A 24663-nucleotide genomic window follows, 5' to 3' on the forward strand; every position below is an offset into this window, starting at 1 on the left:
CCCAGCAGCGTGGGGCTATATCATGGGATTACATTTTTAGCGAGACGGTTACAACTCCGTCGGGCGCTTTTGACACCGCCAGCGCCGTCAGAGAATGAATCACAAAGTCCGCCTCGTCCAGGCGTGGAGACCCCGCCGGAACGTTAACGGCAATGACGTGGCTCCCGGCGTTCAGCCCGGCCAGCACGCCAGCGGCCGCATCTTCCACCACCACACACTCTGCAGGCGCGAAGCCCAGCATTTCTGCACCAAGCAGAAACGCATCCGGCTCCGGCTTGCCGCGTTTAACGCGCTCAGCCGTAATGAACACCTCTGGCTTCGGTAAACCGGCCGCCTTATGGCGGGCATGCGCGACCGGAACAGAGCCGGAGGTGACGATAGCCCACGGGATTTGCGCTTCATTCAGATGCTCAAGCAGTTCGCGCGCCCCGGGCAGCGCGGTAATGCCCTCGGTGTCGGTGGCCTCAATCTGCTCCAGGTATTTGAACTCCGCCTGGATCTCTTCCTCAGAACGCCCCGCTAAAAAGTGCCGCAATGAGGTAATGGCCTGTTTGCCATGGATAAAATTCAGCACGTCCTGGTGGTCGATGCCGTGCCGGTCGGCCCAGTGGCACCACGAGCGTTCCACCACCGGCAGCGAATCCACCAGCGTACCGTCCAGATCAAACAGAAAACCTTTACACTGCACACGCACCTCCGTCAGGCATTAATGATTTGTTGAATTTCGTTGCTGCTTAAATGGTACTGACGCGGGCAGGCGTGCCACGCGCTCAGCATACGTTGATATTTATCCCACATGGGGGTTTGGGCGTTGAAGCCGTGCGTTCCCGCATCAAAATGGGTGTAGCGCCCTTCGGTGTTCACCATAAAGCGAACATAGCTCAGATAGCGCGCTTCCGTCGCGGCATCAAAGCCTAAGAAGGTCACGCGACGTTCGTCAATGGTCTGCTGGTCTTTGAGGTTCGTCCAGGAGACGTGCAGAGCGTGATACATCTCCATAATGTCGATCACGATGCGGCAGGTTTCTTCTTTCAGCTCGCCAAACTCGCGGTCCAGTTCGCGCATTTGCAAACCAAAACCGCGTTCGACGATGGTTTGCAGGCGGCTGTAGCGCGCAGCGTTATCGGGATCAAGCATAGTCATCATCTTGTACTGGTTAGACAAAATCAGACGTTGAGCATGGGTCATTTCCATCTTTCGACTCCTGTAGCGCATTGCACTGTAAAAAAAAGACACGGTAACGGTGTGTTACTGTGCCTTCTTTTGTTAGTCGTTTCGATGATCAATCACAAGTCATCGAGGAATGTTTTATCCAGCTGCTTAAAAGCACGCTTTAACGTGTCCGCCAGCGCCTGGTAATCCGGCTTGCCTTCAACCGGGGCCAGCGCCTGCCCGGCCTCCTCCAGTTTTCCACGCACTTCATAAAACCAGTGTAAAATAGAAGGCGGAAGCGGCGTAATGGAGCGTTTGCCTAACCACCACAGCCCCTGCATCGGCAGGCTTAACGCGAAGAGCGCCGTTGCGACGGCAGGACCAAGCTGTCCACCGAGGGCGATTTGCCAGCACAGAGTAAAGATAGCGACCGGAGGCATAAAGCGAATCGCATAGCGCGTGGCGCGGATCGTGCGATTCTCAATAAACATCGGCGCAAGGCGCTTTTCCATTGGCCACGTCTTTGCGTAATGCTGTCCCCGACGAAACAGACTGAAAAAGCTCACGGACGGGATTTCGGGTGTCGACATGGCTGTACCTCAACTTCACATATAAAAATTAAAATTTTTGTGCAAAACCACAACAGGCTATGACAACGTTCAAAATATTTTGTCATCGCTACCCCGTATCGGGTATTCTGTGCCAGCCTGATAGGGACGTAGACGAGAAGCGTTAACTCGTCAAATTATCGCATATTATGCCATTGTCTGAAAAATGTTCAAAATGGCTTAAAATCATAGGTATTTCTTCCATCCTGCCAGAATGTTCGTTTGGCATGATGTTAATCATAAACGTCTGGGTCAGCTTGCGTTACGCTTTTAGGCTCATTGACGTTTTTTTAGCCACGTATCAATTATAGGTACTTCCATGTCGAGTAAGTTAGTACTGGTTCTGAACTGCGGTAGCTCTTCACTGAAATTCGCCATCATCGATGCGCTCAACGGTGACGAGTACCTCTCTGGTTTGGCCGAATGTTTCCATCTGCCTGAAGCACGTATCAAGTGGAAGATGGACGGCAGCAAACAAGAAGCGGCTTTAGGTGCAGGCGCCGCTCACAGTGAAGCGCTGAACTTTATCGTTAACACTATTCTGGCACAAAAACCAGAACTGTCTGCTCAGCTGACTGCGATTGGTCACCGTATCGTCCACGGCGGCGAAAAATACACCAGCTCCGTTGTCATCGACGACTCTGTTATCCAGGGCATCAAAGACTCTGCCTCTTTTGCTCCGCTGCATAACCCGGCGCACCTGATCGGTATCGCTGAAGCGCTGAAGTCCTTCCCGAATCTGAAAGACAAAAACGTGGCCGTGTTTGACACCGCGTTCCATCAGACAATGCCGGAAGAGTCTTACCTCTATGCCCTGCCGTACAGCCTGTACAAAGAGCACGGCGTACGTCGCTACGGCGCGCACGGCACCAGCCACTTCTATGTGACTCAGGAAGCCGCAAAAGTCCTGAACAAGCCGGTTGAAGAAGTCAACATCATCACCTGCCACCTGGGCAACGGTGGTTCTGTTTCTGCTATCCGCAACGGTAAATGTGTTGATACCTCTATGGGTCTGACCCCGCTGGAAGGTCTGGTGATGGGTACCCGTTCCGGTGACATCGACCCGGCGATCATCTTCCACCTGCACGACACTCTGGGCATGAGCGTTGACGACATCAACAAAATGCTGACCAAAGAGTCTGGCCTGCTGGGTCTGACCGAAGTCACCAGCGACTGCCGTTACGTTGAAGACAACTACGACAGCAAAGAAGACGCGAAGCGTGCAATGGACGTTTACTGCCACCGTCTGGCGAAGTACATCGGTTCTTACACCGCGCTGATGGACGGTCGTCTGGACGCGGTTATCTTCACCGGCGGCATCGGTGAGAACGCGGCAATGGTACGTGAACTGTCCCTGGGCAAACTCGGCGTTCTTGGCTTCGAAGTCGATCACGAGCGTAACCTGGCTGCCCGCTTCGGCAAGTCTGGCTTCATCAACAAAGAAGGCACCCGCCCGGCTATCGTTATCCCAACTAACGAAGAGCTGGTCATCGCGCAAGACGCGTGCCGCCTGACTGCCTGATTCCACACCGCCAGCAATGCTGGCGGTGCTGTTTTGTAACCCGCCCAACGCGGCGGTAACGAAAGAGGATAAACCGTGTCCCGTACTATTATGCTGATCCCTACCGGAACCAGCGTCGGCCTGACCAGCGTCAGCCTCGGCGTGATCCGCGCTATGGAACGCAAAGGCGTTCGTCTGAGCGTCTTTAAGCCTATTGCCCAGCCTCGTGCCGGTGGCGATGCGCCAGACCAGACCACCACCATCGTGCGTAAGAATTCCAATCTTCCTGCGGCTGAACCGCTGAAGATGAGCCACGTTGAGTCTCTGCTCTCCAGCAACCAGAAAGACGTGCTGATGGAAGAGATCATCGCCAACTACCACGCTAACGCGCAGGACGCGGAAGTGGTTCTGGTTGAAGGCCTGGTCCCGACCCGCAAACACCAGTTTGCCCAGTCCCTGAACTTTGAAATCGCGAAAACCCTGAACGCAGAGATCGTTTTCGTGATGTCTCAGGGTACTGATACCCCAGAGCAGCTGAAAGAGCGTATCGAACTGACGCGCAGCAGCTTCGGTGGTGCGAAAAACACCAGCATCACCGGCGTGATCGTTAACAAACTGAACGCACCGGTTGATGAACAGGGCCGTACGCGCCCTGACCTGTCCGAAATCTTCGACGACTCTTCCAAAGCGAAAGTCATCAAGGTTGATCCGGCAAAGCTGCAGGAATCCAGCCCACTGCCTGTACTCGGCGCAGTGCCATGGAGCTTCGATCTGATTGCCACCCGTGCAATCGATATGGCGCGTCACCTGAACGCGACCATCGTTAACGAAGGCGATATCAACACCCGCCGCGTGAAGTCCGTGACCTTCTGCGCGCGCAGCATTCCGCACATGCTGGAGCACTTCCGCGCAGGTTCCCTGCTGGTGACCTCCGCAGACCGTCCGGACGTGCTGGTTGCTGCCTGCCTGGCGGCGATGAACGGCGTGGAAATCGGTGCAATTCTGCTGACCGGCGGCTACGAAATGGACGCGCGCATCAGCAAGCTGTGCGAACGTGCGTTCGCTACCGGCCTGCCAGTCTTCATGGTGAACACCAACACCTGGCAGACCTCTCTGAGCCTGCAAAGCTTCAACCTGGAAGTGCCGGTTGATGACCACGAGCGTATCGAGAAAGTTCAGGAATACGTTGCGGGCTACATCGACGCAGACTGGATCGAATCCCTGACCGCGACCTCCGAGCGCAGCCGCCGTCTGTCTCCTCCAGCCTTCCGCTACCAGCTGACCGAGCTGGCGCGTAAAGCGGGCAAACGTGTGGTTCTGCCAGAAGGCGACGAGCCACGTACCGTTAAAGCGGCGGCCATCTGTGCAGAGCGTGGTATCGCGACCTGCGTGCTGCTGGGTAACCCGGACGAGATCAACCGCGTTGCGGCGTCTCAGGGCGTTGAGCTGGGCACAGGCATCGAAATCGTTGACCCGGAAGTGGTTCGCGAAAGCTACGTTGCCCGTCTGGTTGAGCTGCGTAAGAACAAGGGCATGACCGAAGCCGTTGCGCGCGAGCAGCTGGAAGACAACGTCGTGCTGGGCACGCTGATGCTGGAGCAGGACGAAGTTGACGGTCTGGTTTCCGGTGCGGTTCACACCACCGCTAACACCATCCGTCCACCGTTGCAGCTGATCAAAACTGCGCCAGGCAGCTCTCTGGTCTCCTCCGTGTTCTTCATGCTGCTGCCTGAACAGGTTTACGTTTACGGCGACTGCGCGATCAACCCGGATCCTACCGCAGAACAGCTGGCAGAAATCGCTATCCAGTCTGCGGACTCCGCGACCGCTTTCGGTATCGAGCCGCGCGTAGCGATGCTCTCCTACTCCACCGGCACCTCTGGTGCAGGTAGCGATGTAGAGAAAGTCCGTGAAGCGACCCGTATTGCGCAGGAAAAACGTCCAGACCTGATGATCGACGGCCCGCTGCAGTACGACGCCGCAGTAATGGCTGACGTGGCGAAATCCAAAGCGCCGAACTCGCCGGTTGCCGGTCGCGCTACCGTGTTCATCTTCCCGGATCTGAACACCGGTAACACCACCTACAAAGCGGTACAGCGTTCTGCCGACCTGATCTCCATCGGGCCAATGCTGCAGGGCATGCGCAAGCCTGTGAACGACCTGTCTCGTGGTGCGCTGGTTGACGATATCGTCTACACCATCGCGCTGACGGCGATTCAGTCTTCGCAGCAGCAGTAATGTTTTGCCGGATGGCGCTTCGCTTATCCGGCCTACAGAACCTTAGGCCCGGTAAGCGCCAGCGCCACCGGGCAACAAAAAGGCGACCACACGGTCGCCTTTTTTTATTACAGCAGCTCCCGCGCCGCCGACACAATGTCATGCGCCGTCAGGCCATACTCTTTTTGCAGGAAGTCCTGTGTGCCCACCTGGCCGTAACGCTCCTTCACGCCCACGCGACGCATCGGCACCGGGCAGGTCTCCACCAGCACTTCCGCCACCGCTGACCCGAGACCGTTGTGAATACTGTGGTTTTCGCAGGTGACGATGCGCCCGGTTTTCTCGGCATAGTTTTTCACCAGCATCCGATCGATAGGCTTCAGGGTAAACATGTCGATGACCGCTGCGCTTACCCCCTCCTGTTCAAGCTGGCGCGCCGCTTCCAGCGCTTCCGCCACCATGATGCCGTTGGCAATCAGCGTGATATCGCTTCCCCCGCGCAACACGTTGCCTTTGCCAATGGTGAAGGTTGAGCCCGGCGCATAGACGCTCGGCGCCTGCTTGCGGATGGTGCGCACCCAGTAGAAGCCTTCGAGATCGATAAGCTGGCGCAGCACATCCTCGAACATCACCGCATCGGTGACTTCCAGCACCACCGAATGCGCCAGACCGCGCACGATGCCCATATCCTCGAAGGACATGTGCGTCCCGCCGTTGTGGCAGGCCGTCACGCCCGCATCCGAGGCAATCACCTTCACGTTGTTGCGCTGGTAGTCCAGGGACATAAACAGCTGGTCGAAGCAGCGACGGCTGGCAAACGCGGTGAAGGTGTGCACGAACGGCTTACGGCCGGTGAGCGACAGGCCCGCCGCAGTACCGATGACGTTGGCCTCCATAATGCCGCAGTTAATCACGTGCTGCGGATAATCGCGCGCTACGCCGTCCATCGCCATTGAGCTCATCAGGTCCGCTTCCAGGGCGATAATCTCGCTGCCGGCCTCAATCTGCTTTGCCACAAAGCCCGCGTAGACCTTGCGCATCTCAACGGCGTCTTTCTGTCCTGCCGGTGCAACCTTAATCATGTGAAGCCTCCAGTTGGCGAATCGTCTCATTGAGGGCCGCTTTGCTCTCCGCGGTCAATCGCAGGTGGTGCGAGTTGCTGAGCTGTTCCAGGTACGGCACCCCCTGCCCTTTGATGCTGTCGAGGATCACCACCCGCGGACGCGCATCGGCCTCCGGTACCCTTGAAGTCACCTTCAGCAGTGCCGGGATGTCATCCCCTTTGACCGTCACCACGTCAAAGCCAAAGGCGCGGAATTTGCCCTCCAGGTCGAAGGCACAGATGATTTCGTCCAGTTCGCCGTCGAGCTGCTGTTTGTTCCAGTCCACGAACACGGTCAGGTTGTTCAGACGATGGTGAGCGATAAACTGGAACGCTTCCCAGCACTGGCCTTCGTTCAGCTCGCCGTCGCCAACGATGCAGAAGACCCGATTCGGTCGCCCGGCCAGCTTGTGCGAGAGTGCCATACCGCCCGCAATGGAGATCCCCTGCCCCAGCGAGCCGGTGGTGGCATCCACGCCGCGCGTTTTCAGGCGGTCCGGGTGGCTGGGCAGACGCGTGCCGTTCTGGTTCAGCGTGCTCAGCTCATCAACCGGGAAGTAGCCCTTAATCGCCAGGGTGCTGTAGAGCGCCGGGCCTGCATGACCTTTCGACAGCACAAAGTAATCGCGCTCAGGCCAGTCCGGATCCGCCGGGTCGATCTTCATCACGGCGCCGTACAGCACCGCCAGGGTTTCCACCACCGACATGCTGCCGCCGTAGTGCCCAAAGCCCAGCTGCGTCAGGGATTTGAGGGTTTCAAGACGGATCTGACGCGCCAGTTCGGTTATCTCGTTCTCATTCATGATTTGGCTCCGGTATTTTCCTGCGCGTTACTACCCGCAGGTTTGTTTTTCGCGAAGATGTTGTAGGCCACCAGCAGCGCGAACAGCGCCACAACCAGCCCGGTGATGGCAAGCGGTGACAGGAAGCGCGCCAGGTTGCCCAGCACAATCCCGACCGCGCCGAAGTCGGCGTCCGAGAAGGTGGTGTTAGCAAAGCCAATCGCACCCAGTACCGGCAGCAGCAGGACCGGGAGGAAGGTAATCAGCAGGCCGTTAGCAAAGGCGCCTATCATTGCCCCGCGGCGTCCACCGGTGGCGTTACCGAACACGCCCGCCGTTGCGCCGGTGAAGAAGTGCGGCACTACGCCCGGCAGGATCAGCACCCAGCTAAACTGACCGCAGATCAACAACCCCACAATTCCCCCGAGGAAGCTGAACAGGAAGCCAATCAGCACCGCGTTTGGCGCATACGGGTAGACCACCGGGCAGTCCAGCGCCGGACGCGCGTTCGGCACCAGTTTTTCTGAGAAGCCGGTAAAGGCCGGGACGATTTCCGCCAGAATCAGGCGCACGCCCTGCAGGATGATGAACACGCCCGCCGCGAAGGTGATCGCCATGATGATGGCGTAGACCAGGTAGTTTTGCCCGCCGCTAAAGGTGGACTCCACGTACTCACGCCCGGCGCTTACCGCCATGATCAGGTAGATAATCATCATGGTCAGGGAGATGGAGATCGAACTGTCGCGCAGGAAGCTGAGGTTTTTCGGCAGGTTCATCTCTTCGGTGGAGCGCGAGCCTTTGCCGACCCTGCTGCCAATCCAGCCGGACAGCACGTAGCCCAGCGTACCGAAATGACCGAAGGCGATCTCATCGTTGCCGGTAATACGCTTCATATAGCGCTGCGCAATCGCCGGGAAAAAGGCCATAATCAGGCCGAGGATCAGCGAACCGGTAAATACCAGCCCTACTCCCTCGAAGCCTGCGACCGTCAGGATCACGCCAATCATGCACGCCATGTAGAAGGTGTGGTGCCCGGTCAGGAAGATGTACTTCAGGCGGGTAAAGCGCGCGACGACAATGTTCGCCACCATGCCGAAGGCCATGATCAGCGCGGTCGAGGCACCGTATTTTTCCAGCGCGATCGACACAATCGCTTCATTGTTTGGAATAATGCCCTGGATATTAAAAGCGTGCTCAAACATACCGCCTAACGGGTTTAACGACCCCACCAGCACCGTGGCGCCACCGCCCAGTACAATAAAGCCGAGAATCGTTTTAATTGTGCCTTTTACGACATCAGAAAACGCTTTTTTCTGCGCGACCAGACCAATTAACGCAATTAAACCCACCAGCACCGAAGGGACTTTTAAAATATCGACAACGAAATTCAGCGTTTCAAGGATAAACATATCCACCTCGCCTTATCAGGGTTATTGTCTGTCGAACCAGGCGCGCAGCTGCGCTTCGAGTTCGTTGATATCAATGATGTTGTTGATCACCACCAGCTGGCTTTCCGGCACGCTGGCGCTGGCCGCAATGTCTTTCGCCATCACGAACAGGTCCGCCGCGCCCGGCGTGGCGGAGGAGAGATCGGAGTGTTCAACCTCGGCCTCAATGTCCAGCTTTTTAAGCACTTTTTTAATGTTCATTTCGACCATAAAACTGCTGCCCAGGCCAGAACCGCAAATAGCCATGATTTTCATTGTTGTCCCCTTATTTTGAGTAGAGCACGCCCCATCACGCTGGCGCGTAATGTTGTGAATAATCGGATTAAAAAATTAAATCAGAAGCGGTCAATAATGGTTTTAATGTCCTCCAGGGTATTCGCCTGATGTAATTTCTCCATATCTTCGTCGCTGGAAAATAATTCAGCGAGCGCGGATATCATTTCGATATGGCTATGTTTATCCGGTGCCGCAAGCATAATAATCAGATCGACAGGGTCAAACTCTCCGGCACCAAAAGAGACGCCCTGTTTTAGTTTTAGTAATGACAAGCCCAGTCCTTTGGCGCCTTCCTCCGGCCGCGCATGCGGCATGGCTAGCCCTGGTGCCAGCACATAATAGGGTCCTAACGTATGGTGCTGCTGAATGATTGCCGTCACGTACTCCGGTGCAATCACCTGCAGATCCAGCAGCGGTTTCGCGCATATCTCCAGCGCCTGTGGCCAGCTTTCCACGCTATCCTGCAGCGTGATGGTTGTATCATATATCCACTTTTTGAGCATTTTCCCTCCCGCCAAACGCTAAAGATGGGCAAACTTTATTCAACCCATCAATCATTGACTGCGATCGCGATCACAAAGATAGCGCTACCAATTACCAACATGCAGAAATGTGATAGCGCTATCAAAATGTAATCATGGTGTGAAATCACAGCAAAAAAAGGGATTTAAGGCGTATACTGCCTGTCACCTGAAATGAAGGAAAAAAGAACGCGTCTGGTCAGCAGGAAGGTGTATGTCTTTAACCCGAAAACGGCGCAGTACCGGAAAAGTCACGCTCGCTGATGTCGCGCAGCTTGCCGGAGTCGGCACGATGACCGTCTCCCGTGCGCTCCGCACGCCCGAACAGGTTTCCGATAAACTGCGTGAAAAAATTGAAGCTGCGGTGCAGGAGCTGGGTTATATGCCCAATCTCGCCGCCAGCGCACTGGCATCCGCGTCCTCATGGACGATTGCGATGGTTGTTCCCAACCTTTCCGAAGCCGGTTGCTCTGAAATGTTTGCGGGCCTACAGCAGGTGCTGCAGCCCGCCGGATACCAGATCATGCTGGCAGAGTCCCAGCATCGGCTTGAGCAGGAAGAGAAGCTGCTTGAGACCCTGCTGGCGTCAAATATCGCCGCCGCGATTTTGCTCAGCGTCGAGCACACCGACACTGTTCGCCACTGGCTGAAAAACGCCTCGATTCCGGTAATGGAGATGGGTGCGATGCGCGCCGATCCGATCGATATGAATATCGGGATCGATAACGTGGCGGCCATGTACGAGCTGACAGAAATGGTGATTAGGCGCGGCTACCAGAATATCGGCCTGCTGTGCGCCAACCAGGAGCAGTGGATTTTCCAGCAGCATTTGCAGGGCTGGTACAAGGCGATGCTGCGCCATCATCTGTCGCCAAACCGGGTGATTAACGCGGCGATGCCGCCGAGCTTCTCGACTGGCGCGGCACAGCTGCCAGAGTTCTTGCTGGCGTGGCCGGAGCTGGATGCGCTGGTGTGCGTATCAGACGAGCTGGCCTGCGGCGCGCTGTATGAGTGTCAGCGTCGACGCATTAAAGTGCCGGACGATCTGGCTGTCGTGGGCTTTGGCGATAGCGATGTGAGCCGCGTCTGCCAGCCGCCGCTGACGACGATGGCGGTACCGCATCGAAAGATTGGGATTGAGGCAGGTAAAGCGCTACTGGAACGTCTGAATGACGGAGACTGGCGCGACCAAAAACCCATCGCGTCCAGCCTGTGCCTGCGGGAAAGCTGTTAAGGCTTACTCAGCCTCTTCCTCTTTTTCCGCTTTGTTTTCCGGCTTAGCGGATTCGTTTTTGGCGTTGCGGGTCATCCACAGCGCCAGCGCTTTTAACGAATCCGGCGTGAACTCGTCGCAGCGGGCGGTAATCTCTTCCGGCGTCATCCAGCAGACTTCGCTCACTTCCTCTTCCTGCAGGGCGAAAGGCCCATGGGAAACGCAGCTAAACAGTCCACCCCAGACGCGGCAATGTTCGTCTTCGAAATAGAACTGCCCGTGCTCGGCAAACGGCACCCCGGCGATACCTAACTCTTCTTCCGCTTCACGGCGTGCGGAATCCAGCAGCACTTCATCGGCCTGCACGACGCCGCCTGCGGTGGCATCAAGCATGCCCGGAAGAAAATCTTTGGTGTCCGTGCGGCGCTGGACCAGAATCTTGCCCATGCCGTCATGCACAACGATGTACGTTGCACGGTGACGCAGTCGCTCTGCACGCATTTGTTCGCGGCTCGCCTGCGCGATCACTTCATTTTCTTCGCTGACAATGTCAACCCATTCAGTACTTGCCAAATGATTCTGCTCCACCATCGGGAAACCTTCTCGTCTAAGCGCTCTTTCGGCGCGTTTGCAGTTGTGGTGTAACTTACGGATTAATCGCTACCTGCGCAATAACTTGCTGATCATTAAGTGCGATAACGCTCAGGGTATTTCCATCGAGCAGGCCATAGCTCGCAGGATATCCGCCTTTCGGGATGCTGACCGACCCCGGATTAAAGTGATAAATCTCACCGCGTTTTTCAGCCACCGGAATATGAGTATGGCCGTAAACCAGGACATCGCCAGCCGCGAGCGCCGGGAGATTATCCGGGCCGAAAAGGTGTCCGTGGGTAAGAAACAGGCGGCTGTTTTCCAGCAGAACCTGTTGCCATGGCGCGGTAAGGGGAAAATGCAGCAGCATCTGGTCGACTTCGCTGTCGCAATTACCGCGAACGGCGATAATGCGCGAGGCAAACGGGTTAAGCTTTTCCGCCACCTGCGCCGGGGCATAGCCTTCCGGCAGCGCATTACGCGGACCATGATTTAACACATCCCCCAGAATCACCAGCCATTGGGCCCCGCTTTGCGAAAACAGAGAAAGCACTCGCTCGGTCGCGGGCAGCGATCCATGGATATCTGACGCAAACATCAGTTTCATCCGTCACTCCCTGGTAAAAAAACTCCCCTTATCATACCTGAAGCGTCAGGGCTTATCAGCCCGCGCGCTTAGCGGAGAGTGCCACATAGCGCTGTACGGAGGCTCGCTGCCACTGGAACGCCGCATAGTCCACCAGCAGTTGAGGGACCTCATCGCCGTTGAGGATCAAACGGTTCAGCATCAGCGCCAGATCGGTATCGGCAATACACCATTCACCGAACAGGTTCGGGTTGCCGTGAGCGAGCAGCGAGGCTGCAGTTTCAATCAGCTTTTGCGCGCTGTCGACGCCTTCTGCGCTGAGCGCTGGCTTTTTCACACCGGCAAACACGACATCCGTGGAGCGCTCGACGCGAATCGGCACCAGGTCGCTACGCAGCCACGCCTGGATCTGCCGGGCGCGGGCGCGCTTTTGCAGATCGTGAGGATAGATGCGCTCCCACTCCGGCGGCGCAAAACGATCTTCCAGATATTCATCGATCGCCGAGGATTCGCTCAGTGCAAAACCATCCAGTTCCAGCACCGGCACGCGTCGCGTCAGGTCGTAACCCTGCCACTGGGGTTTGAGGTGTTCACCACCGTCGAGATCGACGGTCTTCAGTGTAAAAGAGAGCCCCTTTTCGGCCAGCGCGACGTAAACGCTCATAACATAGGGAGAAAAGAAATTTGCATCGGACCACAACGTAATTACGGGCTGGTTCATAACATCCTCATCGGCTGATCGGTTTTTACTCAACATATAATCTCTTTGCTTCGCTGTCACTTGATGAAAACTCACGATTTACAACAAGCACCTATACTCATTTGTCATGGCACCACTATTTGCATGGACAGGAGTTGAGAATGATTGACCTTTATTACGCCCCTACCCCAAACGGCCACAAGATCACCCTCTTTCTCGAAGAAGCCGAACTGGATTACAGAATCATCCGCGTGGATATCAGCAAAGGCGAACAGTTCAACCCTGTGTTTTTGGCTATCTCGCCCAACAATAAAATTCCGGCCATTATTGATAGCCAGCCGGCGGACGGAGGCAGGCCGTTAAGCCTGTTTGAATCCGGTGAAATTTTGCTTTATCTGGCAGAGAAAACCGGCAAGCTGCTGAGCGGTGAACTGCGCGAGCGTCACCACACTCTGCAGTGGCTTTTCTGGCAGTCAAGCGGCTTTGGGCCGATGCTGGGGCAGAACCACCACTTCACCGCCTTCGCGCCGCAGACTATTCCTTACGCCATTGAGCGATATCAGGTTGAAACCCAGCGTCTTTACGGCGTTCTGAACCAGCGGCTGGAGAAAACGCCGTGGCTCGGGGGCGACCATTACAGCATTGCCGATATCGCCTGCTGGCCGTGGGTAAATACGCATGATAAACACCGGATTGACTTAGCGTCTTACCCGGCGGTGAACAACTGGTTTGAGCGTATCCGGACCCGCCCAGCCACCGAACGCGCAATGCAAAAAATCCAGCAGGTTTAATCACCTATGAGGCTGGGTGGCTGAGAGGCTCTCATGTATTATGGGCGGGAAATACTGACACGGAGAAGACCTGCAATGTCACAGCCAGACGCTATTATTCGTATAAAAAATTTACGCTTGCGCACGTTCATTGGTATCAAAGAGGAAGAGATTGCCAACCGTCAGGATATTGTCATTAATGTGGTGATTCACTACCCGGCAGACAAAGCGCGGGCCAGTGAAGACATCAATGACGCGCTGAACTATCGCACGATCACTAAAAACATCATCCAGTACGTGGAAAACAACCGCTTCTCTCTGCTGGAAAAATTAACCCAGGATGTGCTCGATATCGCACGCGATCATCACTGGGTCACTTATGCTGAAGTAGAGATCGATAAACTTCACGCCCTGCGCTATGCCGACTCCGTCTCCATGACGTTAAGCTGGCGACGCCAGGCGTAAACCTGGAGGTTGTATGAAGATTCTGCTGACCGGCGGTACAGGCCTGATTGGGCGCCATCTCATTGCGCGTTTGCAGGCGCTGCATCACGACATTACCGTAGTGACCCGCAGCCCGGAAAAAGCGCGCCAGGTGCTGGGCGCGGGGGTCGATATCTGGAAAGGGCTGGCCGATCGGCAGAATCTGGACGGCTTCGACGCCGTCATCAACCTTGCGGGTGAACCCATCGCCGATAAGCGCTGGACCGAAGAGCAGAAACAGCGGTTGTGCAGCAGCCGCTGGAACATCACCGAGAAGCTGGTTGAGCTGATTCGCAACAGCCAGACCCCGCCGTCGGTGCTGATTTCAGGCTCTGCGACGGGCTATTACGGCGATCTTGGCGAAGTGGTGGTGACCGAGGAAGAGCCGCCCCACAACGAGTTCACCCATAAACTCTGCGCCCAGTGGGAGCGCATCGCCTGCGCGGCGCAAAGCGATCGTACCCGCGTCTGCCTGCTGCGTACCGGCGTGGTGCTTGCGCCGAAAGGCGGCATTCTGGGTAAAATGCTTCCGCCCTTCAGGCTGGGGCTCGGCGGGCCGATCGGCAACGGGCGACAGTACCTGGCCTGGATCCATATCGACGATATGGTGAACGGCATTATCTGGCTGCTGGATAACGATCTGCGCGGGCCGTTTAACATGGTTGCGCCGTATCCGGTGCGAAATGAACAGTTTGCCCACGCGCTGGGGCATGCCCTGCATCGCCCGGCGATATTACGCGTGCCTGCGACGGCAATTCGCCTGTTGATGGGCGAAGCGTCCGTGCTGGTGCTGGGCGGTCAGCGCGCGCTGCCAAAACGGCTGGAAGCGGCGGGGTTTGCGTTTCGCTGGTATGACTTAGAAGAGGCACTGGGGGATGTGGTACGCTGAATATGTTACAGTGATACGCCATGTTCCGATGAAATGGCGTAACAATGGCAACCATCACAACTCCCCGGCTTCACCTCACCCCTTTCGAACCCTCTGACTGGGCGTTCTTCCGTTCGCTGCGCGAAAACCGCGATATTATGCGCTATATGGCCGCGATTGCGCCTGAGAAAGAGACCCGACGCGTGTTTGCCGCACGCCTGATGGCGGAGCATGTCTTCGTGATCCGCTTTCTGAATGAAGATACGCCGCTGGGCGATATTGGCCTGCAAATCAGTCCTGAGAATCGTGAAGAGGCGGATATCGGTTATACGGTTGTGCCTGCCGCGCAGGGAAAAGGCATCGCCAGCGAAGCGCTGCGCGCGGTGTGTGATTATGCGTTCAACCAGACCGGCGTGAAGGCGATTAATGCGTACGTACTGGCGGACAACGGCGGGTCAGTGCGGGTGCTGGAGAAAGCGGGATTTGTGCGCACTCAGGTGCTGGAAAAAGCGTATGAGATTGATGGCGTGCGGTATGACGACTGGGTGTATCGCCTGGAGTGTGGTGCGGCCTGAATGCCGGGCGGCACTGCGTTTGCCCGGCCTGGGGTTTTGTAGGCCCGGTAAGCGAAGCGTCACCGGGCGATTGGGCTGCACTGCGGGCTGATGCCCTCTTTATTTCAGAGATCCTTTAAGGAACTGCTGCAAACGCGGGCTTTGCGGGTTCGCCAGCACCTCGTCCGGGTGCCCCTGTTCTTCAATTTTCCCCTGATGCAGGAAAATCACGTGGTTCGAGACGTTACGGGCGAAGCCCATCTCGTGCGTCACCACCACCATCGTTTTGCCCTCTTCGGCCAGCTTCTGCATGATGCGCAGCACTTCGCCGACGAGTTCCGGGTCCAGCGCGGAGGTCGGTTCGTCGAACAGCAGCACTTCCGGCTCCATCGCCAGCGCGCGGGCGATGGAGACACGCTGCTGCTGGCCGCCGGAGAGGTGTACCGGATACTTCATCTGCTGGCGCTCATCGATCCCCACTTTCGCCAGGTATTTCACCGCGCGTTCCCGGGCTTCCTGCTTGCTTAGGCCGAGCACCTGAACCGGCGCTTCCATCACGTTCTCCAGCACCGTCATGTGGCTCCAGAGGTTGAAATGCTGGAACACCATCGTCAGGCGCGTACGCAGCAGGCGCAGCTGATTCTTATCCGCCACCTTCAGCTGGCCGTCTTTGTCACGCACCAGGTTGATGTTCTGCCCGCTCACCACAATCGAGCCTTCGCTCGGCTTTTCGAGGAAGTTAATGCAGCGCAGGAAGGTACTTTTACCCGAGCCGGATGAACCGATGATACTGATTACGTCGCCTGCGTTAGCCTGCAGCGACACCCCTTTCAGCACTTCATGTTCGCCGTAGCGTTTGTGCAAATCAATAACGTTTAATTTGTTCTCAGCCATCATCTTTCTCAGTGCGTCGAAGAAGGTTTTATATGCTGCAGCCAGCGTTTTTCAGCCTTACGGAACAGGCTAATCAGAACATAAGAGATAATTAAATAGAGCACCGCCGCAATGCCAAACGCGGTAAACGGCTGATAGGTCGCGGAGTTGATATCGCGCGCGATTTTGAGCAGGTCCGGCACCGTGGCGGTAAAGGCGAGCGCGGTGGAGTGCAGCATCAAAATCACTTCGTTGCTGTAGGCCGGTAACGCAATGCGCAGCGCCGACGGCAGAATAATGCAGCGGTAAAGCTTCACCGAGGAGAAGCCGTACGCGCGCGCGGCCTCGATCTCACCGTGCGGCACGGAACGAATGGCCCCGGCGAAAATCTCGGTGGTATAGGCGCAGGTATTGAGCGTTAGCGCCAGCACCGTACAGTTCAGCCCACTGCGGAAGAACGCATTCAGCATTTCCGTGCCTTTTACGATCTCCAGCGTATACATCCCCGAATAGAACACCAGCAGCTGCACGTACAGCGGCGTGCCGCGAAACACATAGGTAAACAGCCAAATCGGGAACTGAATAAATTTATTGTTTGACACGCGACCGATGGCGAGAAACACCGCCAGAATGCCGCCCATCACCACGGAAGAAATCAGCAGCCAGAGCGTGATCGCCACGCCGGTAAAGCGGTAGCCATCCGTCCACAGCAGGGATTTCCAGTATTCCTGAATAATCTCAATCACAGGTCAGCCCTCTTCACACCCACGGAGTAGCGACGCTCGAGCAGAAGCAGCACACCATTGGAGACGGTCGTAAAGACCAGATAGATCGCGCCGCAGACCACCGCAAAGTAGAACGGCTCCCAGGTGCTCTTGCCCGCCAGCTGAGTCGCTTTCACGACGTCTTCCAGACCGAGCAGCGAGACCAGCGCCGTCGCTTTGAGGATAACCTGCCAGTTGTTACCGATGCCCGGCAGCGCATAGCGCATCATGGCCGGGAACATAATCCGGCGAAACGTTTGTGAAGAGGTAAAACCAAATGCGGTTGCCGCTTCAATGTGTCCTCTGGGAACCGCCATATAAGCGCCACGGAAGGTTTCCGTGAAGTAGGCACCGTAGATAAAACCGAGGGTGATAATACCGGCCACCATCGGGTCGATATCAATTTGTCCCATGCCCATCGCATCCGTCACGCTGTTCAGGGCAATCTGCAGGCCGTAAAAAATAAGCAGCATCAGCACCAGATCGGGTACGCCGCGAATGAGCGTGGTATAGCCTTCGAAAATGAGCGCCAGCGGTTTGTTAGCCGAAAGCTTCGCCCCTGCGCCCGCCAGACCTATCAGCACCGCCAGCACCACGGAGCTGATAGCCAGCTCAAGGGTGACAAGCGCGCCCTGTAAAATAACGCCAGAAAATCCGTACAGCATACCGCGAGCCCTGTCGTATCGTGAGTGGTAAACCGTGTCTTATCCCCTCCCCCAGCGGGAGGGGCCGCACGTTATTTGACGGAGCGATTAGCCGCCGTACACATTGAAATCGAAGTACTTTTTCGCCAGCTTGTCGTAGGTACCGTCAGCGCGCATTTCAGCAAACGCTTTGTTCAGCGCCTCACGCAGTTCGTTGTCTTCCTTACGCAGGCCCATACCGGTACCCACGCCAAAGAGCTTCTCGTCCTTAATGGACGGACCGCCGAACTTGTAATCTTTGCCTACCGGCTGCTTCAGGAAACCTTCGCTTGCCGCGACTTCATCCTGGAATGCCGCATCAATACGGCCTGCCGTCAGGTCTGCGTAAATATTTTCCTGGCCCTGATAGGAGACGATTTCGATCCCCTTCGGCGCCCAGTGTTCGTTACCGTAGGTTTCCTGCGTGGTGCCCTGCAGCACGCCTACGCGTTTCCCCTTCAGCGACTCGAGGGTCGGTTGAATGTCAGAAGACTTAGCCACTACCAGACGTGAATCGGCCGCATAGAGCTTGTCGGTGAAGGCAATCTCCTGCTGACGTTTCTCGGTGATGGAAAGCGAGGACATAATCACGTCTATTTTTTTTGCTTTCAGTGAAGGGATCAGCGCATCCAGCGGGTTCTCTACATAAGTACACTGTGCTTTGATGCGTTTGCACAGCTCATTGGCCAGATCGATGTCAAAACCCACCAGTTCACCCTTTGAATTCTTCGATTCAAACGGCGCGTAGGTTGGATCGGTGCCAATACGAATTTTCTGCGGAATGGCTGCGAAGGCCGCGGTGGCGCTGGAAAAGGCCAGTACCAGAGATAATGACAACACGAGTTTTTTCATATTTGTCCTCAACAAACTGTCTTCATACGGTTTTTTTACGACGACGGGGTGGGGTTAATGTGCCATTAATCCACGCTGTCAGGCAAAGAATAATGCCTTTCAGACGGGAAATTTTGCATTATAAATGCTTAAGTATGCACGTAGCGACCCAATATGGTGCACAAATTGCACCATATTGAATCATCCACATCCGCGACGCACCACGCTGGTGCGTTAGTCACCGTAGACGTTGAAGTCGAAGTATTTCTTCGCCAGTTTGTCGTAGGTACCGTCTTTGCGCAGCTCCGTGAATGCTTTGTCAAAGGCGGCTTTCAGCTCTTTATCGTCCTTACGCAGGCCGATGCCGGTGCCGTCACCAAAGTATTTTTTGTCTTTCACGGACGGGCCCGCAAAGGCGTAATCTTTACCGGCCGGCTGCTTCAGGAAGCCTTCGCTCGCCGCGACTTCATCCTGGAACGCGGCATCCAGACGGCCTGCCGCCAGGTCAGAGTAGATCAGATCCTGGTTCTGGTAAGCCACCACGTCGACGCCCTTCTCGCGCCAGTTGGCATTCGCGTAACCTTCCTGGGTCGAGCCCTGGAGCACGCCCACATGCTTGCCTTTCAGCGAGTCGATGGTCGGCTGGATCGGGGAACCTTTCGCGGCAATCAGACGCGAATCCGCAGCGTAGAGCTTGTCGGAGAAGGCAATCTCCTGCTGGCGTTTTTCGGTGATGGAGAGAGAAGAGATAATGGCGTCGATTTTCTTTGCCTTCAGCGACGGGATTAACGCGTCGAAGTCGCTGCCCACCCATGTGCATTTCACTTCCATACGTTTGCACATTTCATTTCCCAGATCGATATCAAACCCCACGAAATCGCCTTTCGCATCCTTGGAAGAGAATGGCGCGTAGGTTGCGTCTGTACCGATACGAACCGTCTGTGGAAGCGCTGCGTAGCTACCTGCCGCCGCACTTAACCCCACCAGCAAAGACAGAGCCAGAACCGTCTTCTTCATACATTTACCCTCAAGTACCGTGATTTTATTATGTATTGTGTTGTGTGTTGTGTTGCAGGCTTCTCTTGCAGGTCTTATGCCACATTGCCGTCTGGTCAAAAGTTCGACGTTAAATATGTTAATAAAACGTTGCGATATTGCCTTAATGGTGAAAGATAGCAGGTCTGCCGAACGAACCGGAAAGAGAAAAAGGGAAAAAGCGAATTAAATGTCGAGGATATGATCGCCGTTGCATAATTGCCCTGAAACAGGGCAACGTCTCTTTTCATGCACAGCATTTGTGCACAGAATCAGGCTCCCTGCCAGCGGGTGAAGAGGTCTTCGGGCAGGTCGATGTCAAACTGATCCAGCACGCGATTGACGGTCTGATTAATCACATCGTCCAGCGACTGCGGTCGGTGATAGAACGCCGGCACCGGCGGCATGATCACCGCGCCCAGTTCGGCGGCCTGGGTCATGAGGCGCAGATGGCCCAGGTGCAGCGGCGTTTCCCGCACGCAGAGCACCAGCGGGCGGCGCTCCTTCAGCACCACGTCCGCCGCGCGCGTTACCAGCGTGTCGGTATAGCTGTTCACAATCCCGGAGAGCGTTTTGATTGAACAGGGCAGGATCACCATACCGGCGGTTTTAAACGAGCCTGAGGAGATGCTGGCGGCGATATCGCGGGCATCGTGAACCACGTCCGCCATCGCCTGGACATCGCGCAGGGAGAGATCCGTTTCAAGGGAGAGGGTTTGCCGCGCCGCCTGGCTCGTCACCAGATGCGTTTCCACTTCTGCCACGTTACGCAAAACCTGTAGCAGGCGTACGCCGTAAATCGCGCCGCTGGCACCGCTGATGCCTATTATGAGTCGTTTCATGATTTCGCCCTTGCTGAATTCTGGGCTGACTGTGCAGGATTTTGCGGGGAGTTGCAAGTGAGGGCGAGCGCCCTCACCTGCGGAGACATTAACCTTCGTTGTGCATCTCTAAGCTTTCGAGATCGTTTTGCAGCTGAACGGCTTTCGCATCGTCGTTGCGCAGCGAATCAAGGTAGTCGAGGTACTGCTGGTCAACGTCTTTCGTCACGTAGACGCCATTGAACACGGAGCATTCGAACTGCTGAATCTCCGGGTTCTCGGCGCGCACCGCGTCGATGAGATCGTTCAGATCCTGGAAAATCAGGCCGTCGGCCCCGATGATCTGGCGAATCTCATCCACTTCACGGCCGTGAGCAATCAGCTCGTTGGCGGTTGGCATATCAATGCCGTACACGTTCGGGAAGCGAATCTCCGGCGCGGCAGACGCCAGGTAGACTTTCTTCGCACCCGCTTCGCGCGCCATCTCGATAATCTGCTCAGAGGTGGTGCCGCGAACGATGGAGTCATCCACCAGCAGAACGTTCTTGTCGCGGAATTCTGCGCGGTTGGCGTTCAGCTTACGGCGCACCGACTTACGGCGCAGGTGCTGGCCCGGCATGATAAACGTGCGGCCAACGTAGCGGTTCTTCACGAAGCCCTGACGGTACGGCTTGTCCAGAATGCGGGCGATCTCCAGGGCGATATCGCAGGAGGTTTCCGGGATAGGAATCACCACGTCAATGTCGAGATCGTCCCACTCGCGGGCAATCTTCTCGCCGAGCTTCGTGCCCATATTGACGCGCGCGCTGTAGACGGAAATCTTGTCGATGAACGAATCCGGACGGGCAAAATAGACGTATTCAAACAGGCACGGGTTGCTGACCGGGTTGTCGGCACACTGACGGGTGAACAGCTGGCCCTTCTCGGTGATATACACCGCTTCGCCCGGCGCAACGTCGCGCAGGAATTCGAAGCCCAGGGTATCCAGCGCCACGCTCTCAGAGGCAACCATATATTCGGTACGGCCATCGCCGAGGTCGCGCTTGCCCAGAACCAGCGGACGAATGCCGTTTGGATCGCGGAAGGCGACCATGCCGTGACCGATGATCATCGCCACGCAGGCGTACGCACCGCGGATCTGGCGGTTGGTCGCGGCAATGGCAGCGAAGATATTGTCTGCTTCCAGCGGGTAGTGACGGAAGTTATCCAGCTCGCTGGCGAACACATTGAGCAGGATTTCTGAATCAGAGGTGGTGTTAATGTGGCGACGTTTCTCTTCGAACAGCTTCTTACGCAGCTCATGAGCGTTGGTCAGGTTGCCGTTATGGGCAAGCGTGATGCCATACGGTGAGTTGACGTAGAAAGGCTGTGCCTCAGAGGCGCTGGAACTGCCAGCAGTAGGATAACGAACGTGACCGATCCCCATATTACCTTGCAGACGCTGCATATGGCGGGCTTCAAACACATCGTTTACCAGGCCATTGGCCTTACGTAAACGGAAGCAGTTGTTTGCATCAATGGTGATGATACCCGCAGCATCCTGCCCACGGTGCTGAAGCACCGTTAACGCGTCATAAATCGACTGGTTTACCGGCATGAAACCGGCGATACCGACAATACCGCACATTCGTCTTTTCCTCGTTAAGCCACATCTCAGGGTTTATGCCCTGGGCAAAAAACTCGACGAGCTTTGCAGATAGTCAAAGAACCATCTGATGATGAAGCTGAACTCTGGAATGAGCTGCGATTTTTGCCAGTCTTCGCTTTTGGAGAACCCGGTGAAGGTATCCAGGAAGAACAGGATCGCGGCCACAATCAGCACGCCTCGTAATGCCCCGAAACAGATCCCGAGTACCCTGTCCGTTCCTGACAGACCGGTTTTCTCGACCAGCTGACCTATCACGTAATTCACGATAGCGCCGACAATCAGCGTCGCGATAAACAGCACCGCGATGGCGATTCCATTTCGGACCAGTTCATCTTCAAAGCCCGTGAACCAGACAGACAGGTAAGTGTAGTAATGACTGGCAACAAAGAAAGCACAACCCCAGGTTACCAGCGATAACGCTTCACGAACAAAGCCACGGATCAGGCTAACCAGACAGGAAAAACCAATCACCGCAATGATGGCGTAATCAATCCAGACCATATGTGTCCCACGATTAAACGCCCTGTCATCCAGTTCGGGGCGAATTCTAACAGAAAAAGAAAACGTTTGCGTAGGGATTTCCTTCCCGCGCGTAAATAAAAAAGGCGCTGAAAAAATGTTCAACGCCGTGGCTTATCGCCTCTCTCTAAAGGAGCAGGTCGTACTTAGTTCGCGCTGTAGCTCATCACCACACCACTCAGCCCGGAGATCTGCTTCAGCTCGCCCAGCGACCCTTTCAGCTTGTCTTTCGACGCCTCCGGCCCCACGAGGATACGGGTGATTTTACCCTGCACCGGCGTGGAAGGTGAAGTGTAAACGCGATAGCCCGCGCTGCGCAGTTTACCCACAACCTCGTTGACTTTATCGGCGTTTTTCAGCGCCCCCAACTGCACAACGTAGGCTTTGCCGGTCGGCGCTGCGTCTTGCTTCGCCGGTGGTGGGGTTTCAGACGCTGCAGCCAGCTGCTCTGCTGCTTTATCTCGCTGTTGCTGAGGCTTCGGCTGCGGTTTCTCTACCGGCTTCGGTTTTTCAACAGGCTTAGGCTTCTCTACCGGTACCGGATCGATCTCGATGTTGTTATTCGCCGCCAGACGCGACGGGTCGAGTGACGGTGCAGCGGCATCGCCCGCGCGAACTTCTTCCGCCGCCCCTTCAGGCGGCTGAGCAGGCAGCGCCTGAGTCGCCGCAGGCAGCATATCCGGCTCATCGCGGTCGCCCGGCTTCGGCACCAGCGGAATGGCTGCAAACTCGTCCTGATAATGTTTTTTCTGCCCGTCGAGCAGCCCGGGAAGAATAATCACCCCGAGCGCGACCAGCACAATGGTTCCTGTTAAACGGTTCTGAAACTTACTCGCCACCGGTTCTCCCCGCGTCCATCACTTCCATGACATGTGCCACCGTGTGGAAAGAGCCACACACCAGCACGGTATCTTCTGGTTTAGCATCCGCCATCGCGGCATGCCAGGCCTGCGCCACGCTACTGTAGATTGCACCTTTGCCGAGATGTTCCATCAACTGCTCAGCAGTCGCACCGCGCGGCCCCTCCAGAGGAGCACAATACCAGCTATCGACCACACTCTCCATGCAGGCTAGCGTGCCGCCGATATCTTTATCATGAAGCATACCGATAACCGCCAGCACGCGCCCGGTTTTTGGTAACGATTTGAGACGTCCTGCGAGATACGCCGCCGCATGCGGGTTGTGCGCCACATCCAGAATCAGACGCGGTGACTCGCTGACTATCTGGAAACGACCCGGCAGCAGCGCATTCTGAATGCCGTCACGGATCGCCTGCTCACTTACAGCTAATCCGCTGGCGCGCAGTGCCGCCAGCGCGGTTGCCGCGTTCGGCTGCGGTACCTGCGGCAGCGGCAGATTCTCCAGCACGCCCTGCGCATCGCTGAAGCGCCAGCCGTTGCCCTGCACCTCATACTGCCAGTCAACGCCTCGGCGCAACAGATGTGCGCCCTTCTCTTTCGCCACGTCGGCAATGGTATGCGGCATGTCCGGCTCGCCCACCACGGCGGGCTTATTCGCCCGGAAAATACCGGCCTTTTCGCGGCCAATGCTTTCACGGTCCGGGCCCAGCCAGTCGGTATGATCCAGCGCGATGCTGGTGACCACCGCCACGTCCGCATCCACCATATTGGTGGCATCCAGACGCCCGCCCAGCCCCACTTCCAGGATCACCACGTCCAGCTGCGCCTGTTTGAACAGCCACAGCGCCGACAGGGTGCCGTATTCAAAATAGGTTAATGAGATTTCCCCGCGCGCCGCTTCGATAGCCGCGAACGACGCCGTATGGGCAGATTCCGCCAGCTCGGTGTTCTGCACCCGCACGCGCTCGGTATAGCGCACCAGATGCGGTGAGCTGTAAACGCCAACCTTGTACCCCGCCGCCATCAGGACTGACTCCAGCGTGCGGCAGGTCGTCCCTTTACCGTTAGTACCTGCAACGGTGAACACGAACGGAGCCGGTTTCAGCACGTCGAGACGCGCGGCAACCTGGCTTACGCGCTCAAGGCCCATATCGATGGTTTTACTGTGCAGGTTTTCCAGATAAGAAAGCCACGCGGCCAGGGGCGACGTGGCTTGGGGAATGCTTTTATTTTCCATAATGCCCGGTTGTCATTAAC

General features: G+C 56.3%; 28 protein-coding genes. 7 read left to right on the forward strand and 21 right to left on the reverse strand.

Annotation, left to right across the window (positions count from 1 at the left end):
• Window positions 1-28: 28 nt before the first annotated feature.
• The 3 genes from DG357_RS15935 to yfbV all read right to left on the reverse strand — a co-directional run bounded on the left by DG357_RS15935 (window position 29) and on the right by yfbV (window position 1742).
• Entirely contained in the window at window positions 29-688 is a 660-nt protein-coding gene (locus tag DG357_RS15935) for a sugar phosphatase (RefSeq protein WP_041908926.1), read from the reverse strand.
• Window positions 689-699: 11 nt separating this feature from the next.
• A complete protein-coding gene (locus DG357_RS15940; RefSeq protein WP_003861461.1) occupies window positions 700-1194 on the reverse strand; it encodes a YfbU family protein in 495 nt (164 codons plus the stop codon).
• 92 nt (window positions 1195-1286) lie between these two features.
• On the reverse strand, window positions 1287-1742 hold the full coding sequence (gene yfbV / locus DG357_RS15945) for a terminus macrodomain insulation protein YfbV (protein WP_028013938.1): 456 nt from the start codon (window positions 1740-1742) through the stop codon (window positions 1287-1289).
• Between the two features lie 337 nt (window positions 1743-2079).
• Between yfbV and ackA the strand changes: the two genes are divergently transcribed.
• Together ackA and pta are read left to right on the forward strand one after the other, a co-directional pair.
• Window positions 2080-3282 (forward strand): acetate kinase, encoded by a 1203-nt coding sequence (gene ackA, locus DG357_RS15950; protein WP_041908924.1) that lies wholly within the window; start codon window positions 2080-2082, stop codon window positions 3280-3282.
• Window positions 3283-3357: 75 nt separating this feature from the next.
• Window positions 3358-5499, forward strand: coding sequence for a phosphate acetyltransferase (pta, locus tag DG357_RS15955; protein ID WP_041908921.1), 2142 nt, complete (start codon window positions 3358-3360; stop codon window positions 5497-5499).
• A gap of 107 nt (window positions 5500-5606) precedes the next feature.
• Here the strand turns inward: pta and DG357_RS15960 are convergent, their stop codons facing one another.
• From DG357_RS15960 to DG357_RS15980, 5 genes are all read right to left on the reverse strand, one after another.
• Window positions 5607-6560 (reverse strand): transketolase family protein, encoded by a 954-nt coding sequence (locus DG357_RS15960; protein ID WP_088204765.1) that lies wholly within the window; start codon window positions 6558-6560, stop codon window positions 5607-5609.
• On the reverse strand, window positions 6553-7383 hold the full coding sequence (locus DG357_RS15965; protein ID WP_088204764.1) for a transketolase: 831 nt from the start codon (window positions 7381-7383) through the stop codon (window positions 6553-6555). Before DG357_RS15965 ends, DG357_RS15960 begins: the two co-directional genes overlap by 8 nt.
• On the reverse strand, window positions 7380-8771 hold the full coding sequence (locus DG357_RS15970) for a PTS ascorbate transporter subunit IIC (protein ID WP_045631476.1): 1392 nt from the start codon (window positions 8769-8771) through the stop codon (window positions 7380-7382). The genes DG357_RS15965 and DG357_RS15970 overlap by 4 nt, the downstream gene beginning before the upstream one ends.
• 21 nt (window positions 8772-8792) lie before the next feature.
• Window positions 8793-9065, reverse strand: a complete 273-nt coding sequence (locus tag DG357_RS15975) for a PTS sugar transporter subunit IIB (protein WP_041908914.1) — start codon at window positions 9063-9065, stop codon at window positions 8793-8795.
• Window positions 9066-9145: 80 nt separating this feature from the next.
• Window positions 9146-9589: a PTS sugar transporter subunit IIA gene (locus DG357_RS15980; protein WP_047367993.1), complete on the reverse strand. Its 444-nt coding sequence runs from the start codon at window positions 9587-9589 to the stop codon at window positions 9146-9148.
• A gap of 232 nt (window positions 9590-9821) precedes the next feature.
• Here DG357_RS15980 and DG357_RS15985 point away from each other — a divergent pair, with 232 nt between their 5' ends.
• Window positions 9822-10841, forward strand: coding sequence for a LacI family DNA-binding transcriptional regulator (locus tag DG357_RS15985; protein WP_041908911.1), 1020 nt, complete (start codon window positions 9822-9824; stop codon window positions 10839-10841).
• Window positions 10842-10844: 3 nt separating this feature from the next.
• Here DG357_RS15985 and yfcD read toward each other — a convergent pair whose 3' ends face one another.
• From yfcD to yfcF, 3 genes are read right to left on the reverse strand one after another with little or no spacing between them, the layout of a single operon-like run.
• Entirely contained in the window at window positions 10845-11411 is a 567-nt protein-coding gene (yfcD, locus tag DG357_RS15990; protein WP_006811396.1) for an NUDIX hydrolase YfcD, read from the reverse strand.
• A 55-nt stretch (window positions 11412-11466) separates the two neighbouring features.
• Window positions 11467-12018 carry a phosphodiesterase gene (yfcE, locus tag DG357_RS15995; RefSeq protein ID WP_028013947.1) on the reverse strand — a complete coding sequence of 184 codons (552 nt, stop codon included), beginning with the start codon at window positions 12016-12018 and terminating at the stop codon, window positions 11467-11469.
• A gap of 55 nt (window positions 12019-12073) precedes the next feature.
• Window positions 12074-12718: a glutathione transferase gene (gene yfcF, locus DG357_RS16000; RefSeq protein WP_047367994.1), complete on the reverse strand. Its 645-nt coding sequence runs from the start codon at window positions 12716-12718 to the stop codon at window positions 12074-12076.
• 140 nt (window positions 12719-12858) lie between these two features.
• Between yfcF and yfcG the strand changes: the two genes are divergently transcribed.
• The 4 genes from yfcG to DG357_RS16020 all read left to right on the forward strand — a co-directional run bounded on the left by yfcG (window position 12859) and on the right by DG357_RS16020 (window position 15393).
• The gene (yfcG, locus tag DG357_RS16005; RefSeq protein ID WP_028013949.1) at window positions 12859-13488 is read left to right on the forward strand and encodes a GSH-dependent disulfide bond oxidoreductase; all 630 of its coding nucleotides are present in this window, start codon (window positions 12859-12861) and stop codon (window positions 13486-13488) included.
• Between the two features lie 75 nt (window positions 13489-13563).
• A complete protein-coding gene (folX, locus tag DG357_RS16010; RefSeq protein ID WP_028013950.1) occupies window positions 13564-13932 on the forward strand; it encodes a dihydroneopterin triphosphate 2'-epimerase in 369 nt (122 codons plus the stop codon).
• A 13-nt stretch (window positions 13933-13945) separates the two neighbouring features.
• Window positions 13946-14839 carry a TIGR01777 family oxidoreductase gene (locus DG357_RS16015; protein WP_048961438.1) on the forward strand — a complete coding sequence of 298 codons (894 nt, stop codon included), beginning with the start codon at window positions 13946-13948 and terminating at the stop codon, window positions 14837-14839.
• A gap of 44 nt (window positions 14840-14883) precedes the next feature.
• Window positions 14884-15393: a GNAT family N-acetyltransferase gene (locus DG357_RS16020; RefSeq protein ID WP_047367996.1), complete on the forward strand. Its 510-nt coding sequence runs from the start codon at window positions 14884-14886 to the stop codon at window positions 15391-15393.
• A gap of 99 nt (window positions 15394-15492) precedes the next feature.
• On the opposite strand, the gene hisP is transcribed toward DG357_RS16020, so the two are convergent.
• From hisP to folC, 10 genes are all read right to left on the reverse strand, one after another.
• The gene (gene hisP / locus DG357_RS16025; protein WP_028016220.1) at window positions 15493-16266 is read right to left on the reverse strand and encodes a histidine ABC transporter ATP-binding protein HisP; all 774 of its coding nucleotides are present in this window, start codon (window positions 16264-16266) and stop codon (window positions 15493-15495) included.
• 8 nt (window positions 16267-16274) lie between these two features.
• On the reverse strand, window positions 16275-16991 hold the full coding sequence (locus tag DG357_RS16030) for an ABC transporter permease (RefSeq protein WP_028013953.1): 717 nt from the start codon (window positions 16989-16991) through the stop codon (window positions 16275-16277).
• Window positions 16988-17674, reverse strand: a complete 687-nt coding sequence (locus DG357_RS16035) for a histidine ABC transporter permease HisQ (RefSeq protein WP_028013954.1) — start codon at window positions 17672-17674, stop codon at window positions 16988-16990. Before DG357_RS16035 ends, DG357_RS16030 begins: the two co-directional genes overlap by 4 nt.
• Before the next feature lie 87 nt (window positions 17675-17761).
• Window positions 17762-18544, reverse strand: coding sequence for a histidine ABC transporter substrate-binding protein HisJ (gene hisJ, locus DG357_RS16040; RefSeq protein WP_047367997.1), 783 nt, complete (start codon window positions 18542-18544; stop codon window positions 17762-17764).
• A gap of 213 nt (window positions 18545-18757) precedes the next feature.
• Window positions 18758-19540: a lysine/arginine/ornithine ABC transporter substrate-binding protein ArgT gene (argT, locus tag DG357_RS16045; RefSeq protein ID WP_028013956.1), complete on the reverse strand. Its 783-nt coding sequence runs from the start codon at window positions 19538-19540 to the stop codon at window positions 18758-18760.
• A 290-nt stretch (window positions 19541-19830) separates the two neighbouring features.
• The gene (locus DG357_RS16050) at window positions 19831-20400 is read right to left on the reverse strand and encodes a UbiX family flavin prenyltransferase (RefSeq protein WP_088204763.1); all 570 of its coding nucleotides are present in this window, start codon (window positions 20398-20400) and stop codon (window positions 19831-19833) included.
• Window positions 20401-20488: 88 nt separating this feature from the next.
• Window positions 20489-22006, reverse strand: coding sequence for an amidophosphoribosyltransferase (purF, locus tag DG357_RS16055; protein WP_014884664.1), 1518 nt, complete (start codon window positions 22004-22006; stop codon window positions 20489-20491).
• A gap of 33 nt (window positions 22007-22039) precedes the next feature.
• The gene (gene cvpA, locus DG357_RS16060) at window positions 22040-22528 is read right to left on the reverse strand and encodes a colicin V production protein (protein WP_000262116.1); all 489 of its coding nucleotides are present in this window, start codon (window positions 22526-22528) and stop codon (window positions 22040-22042) included.
• Between the two features lie 164 nt (window positions 22529-22692).
• Window positions 22693-23385 (reverse strand): cell division protein DedD, encoded by a 693-nt coding sequence (dedD, locus tag DG357_RS16065; RefSeq protein ID WP_045259684.1) that lies wholly within the window; start codon window positions 23383-23385, stop codon window positions 22693-22695.
• Entirely contained in the window at window positions 23375-24643 is a 1269-nt protein-coding gene (gene folC, locus DG357_RS16070; protein WP_108780339.1) for a bifunctional tetrahydrofolate synthase/dihydrofolate synthase, read from the reverse strand. Before folC ends, dedD begins: the two co-directional genes overlap by 11 nt.
• Between the last annotated feature and the right edge of the window lie 20 nt (window positions 24644-24663).

Origin of the sequence: Enterobacter bugandensis (genome assembly GCF_900324475.1) — a bacterium.
GTDB lineage: Bacteria > Pseudomonadota > Gammaproteobacteria > Enterobacterales > Enterobacteriaceae > Enterobacter > Enterobacter bugandensis.

Bases quoted from the DNA above. Each gene is read 5' to 3' on its own strand.
- DG357_RS15940 (WP_003861461.1), bottom strand. From the start codon at position 1,194: ATGGAAATGACCCATGCTCAACGTCTGATTTTGTCTAACCAGTACAAG.
- yfbV (WP_028013938.1), bottom strand. From the start codon at position 1,742: ATGTCGACACCCGAAATCCCGTCCGTGAGCTTTTTCAGTCTGTTTCGT.
- ackA (WP_041908924.1), top strand. From the start codon at position 2,080: ATGTCGAGTAAGTTAGTACTGGTTCTGAACTGCGGTAGCTCTTCACTG.
- DG357_RS15960 (WP_088204765.1), bottom strand. From the start codon at position 6,560: ATGATTAAGGTTGCACCGGCAGGACAGAAAGACGCCGTTGAGATGCGC.
- DG357_RS15965 (WP_088204764.1), bottom strand. From the start codon at position 7,383: ATGAATGAGAACGAGATAACCGAACTGGCGCGTCAGATCCGTCTTGAA.
- DG357_RS15970 (WP_045631476.1), bottom strand. From the start codon at position 8,771: ATGTTTATCCTTGAAACGCTGAATTTCGTTGTCGATATTTTAAAAGTC.
- DG357_RS15975 (WP_041908914.1), bottom strand. From the start codon at position 9,065: ATGAAAATCATGGCTATTTGCGGTTCTGGCCTGGGCAGCAGTTTTATG.
- DG357_RS15980 (WP_047367993.1), bottom strand. From the start codon at position 9,589: ATGCTCAAAAAGTGGATATATGATACAACCATCACGCTGCAGGATAGC.
- DG357_RS15985 (WP_041908911.1), top strand. From the start codon at position 9,822: ATGTCTTTAACCCGAAAACGGCGCAGTACCGGAAAAGTCACGCTCGCT.
- yfcD (WP_006811396.1), bottom strand. From the start codon at position 11,411: ATGGTGGAGCAGAATCATTTGGCAAGTACTGAATGGGTTGACATTGTC.
- yfcE (WP_028013947.1), bottom strand. From the start codon at position 12,018: ATGAAACTGATGTTTGCGTCAGATATCCATGGATCGCTGCCCGCGACC.
- yfcF (WP_047367994.1), bottom strand. From the start codon at position 12,718: ATGAACCAGCCCGTAATTACGTTGTGGTCCGATGCAAATTTCTTTTCT.
- yfcG (WP_028013949.1), top strand. From the start codon at position 12,859: ATGATTGACCTTTATTACGCCCCTACCCCAAACGGCCACAAGATCACC.
- folX (WP_028013950.1), top strand. From the start codon at position 13,564: ATGTCACAGCCAGACGCTATTATTCGTATAAAAAATTTACGCTTGCGC.
- DG357_RS16015 (WP_048961438.1), top strand. From the start codon at position 13,946: ATGAAGATTCTGCTGACCGGCGGTACAGGCCTGATTGGGCGCCATCTC.
- DG357_RS16020 (WP_047367996.1), top strand. From the start codon at position 14,884: ATGGCAACCATCACAACTCCCCGGCTTCACCTCACCCCTTTCGAACCC.
- hisP (WP_028016220.1), bottom strand. From the start codon at position 16,266: ATGGCTGAGAACAAATTAAACGTTATTGATTTGCACAAACGCTACGGC.
- DG357_RS16035 (WP_028013954.1), bottom strand. From the start codon at position 17,674: ATGCTGTACGGATTTTCTGGCGTTATTTTACAGGGCGCGCTTGTCACC.
- hisJ (WP_047367997.1), bottom strand. From the start codon at position 18,544: ATGAAAAAACTCGTGTTGTCATTATCTCTGGTACTGGCCTTTTCCAGC.
- argT (WP_028013956.1), bottom strand. From the start codon at position 19,540: ATGAAGAAGACGGTTCTGGCTCTGTCTTTGCTGGTGGGGTTAAGTGCG.
- DG357_RS16050 (WP_088204763.1), bottom strand. From the start codon at position 20,400: ATGAAACGACTCATAATAGGCATCAGCGGTGCCAGCGGCGCGATTTAC.
- purF (WP_014884664.1), bottom strand. From the start codon at position 22,006: ATGTGCGGTATTGTCGGTATCGCCGGTTTCATGCCGGTAAACCAGTCG.
- cvpA (WP_000262116.1), bottom strand. From the start codon at position 22,528: ATGGTCTGGATTGATTACGCCATCATTGCGGTGATTGGTTTTTCCTGT.
- folC (WP_108780339.1), bottom strand. From the start codon at position 24,643: ATGGAAAATAAAAGCATTCCCCAAGCCACGTCGCCCCTGGCCGCGTGG.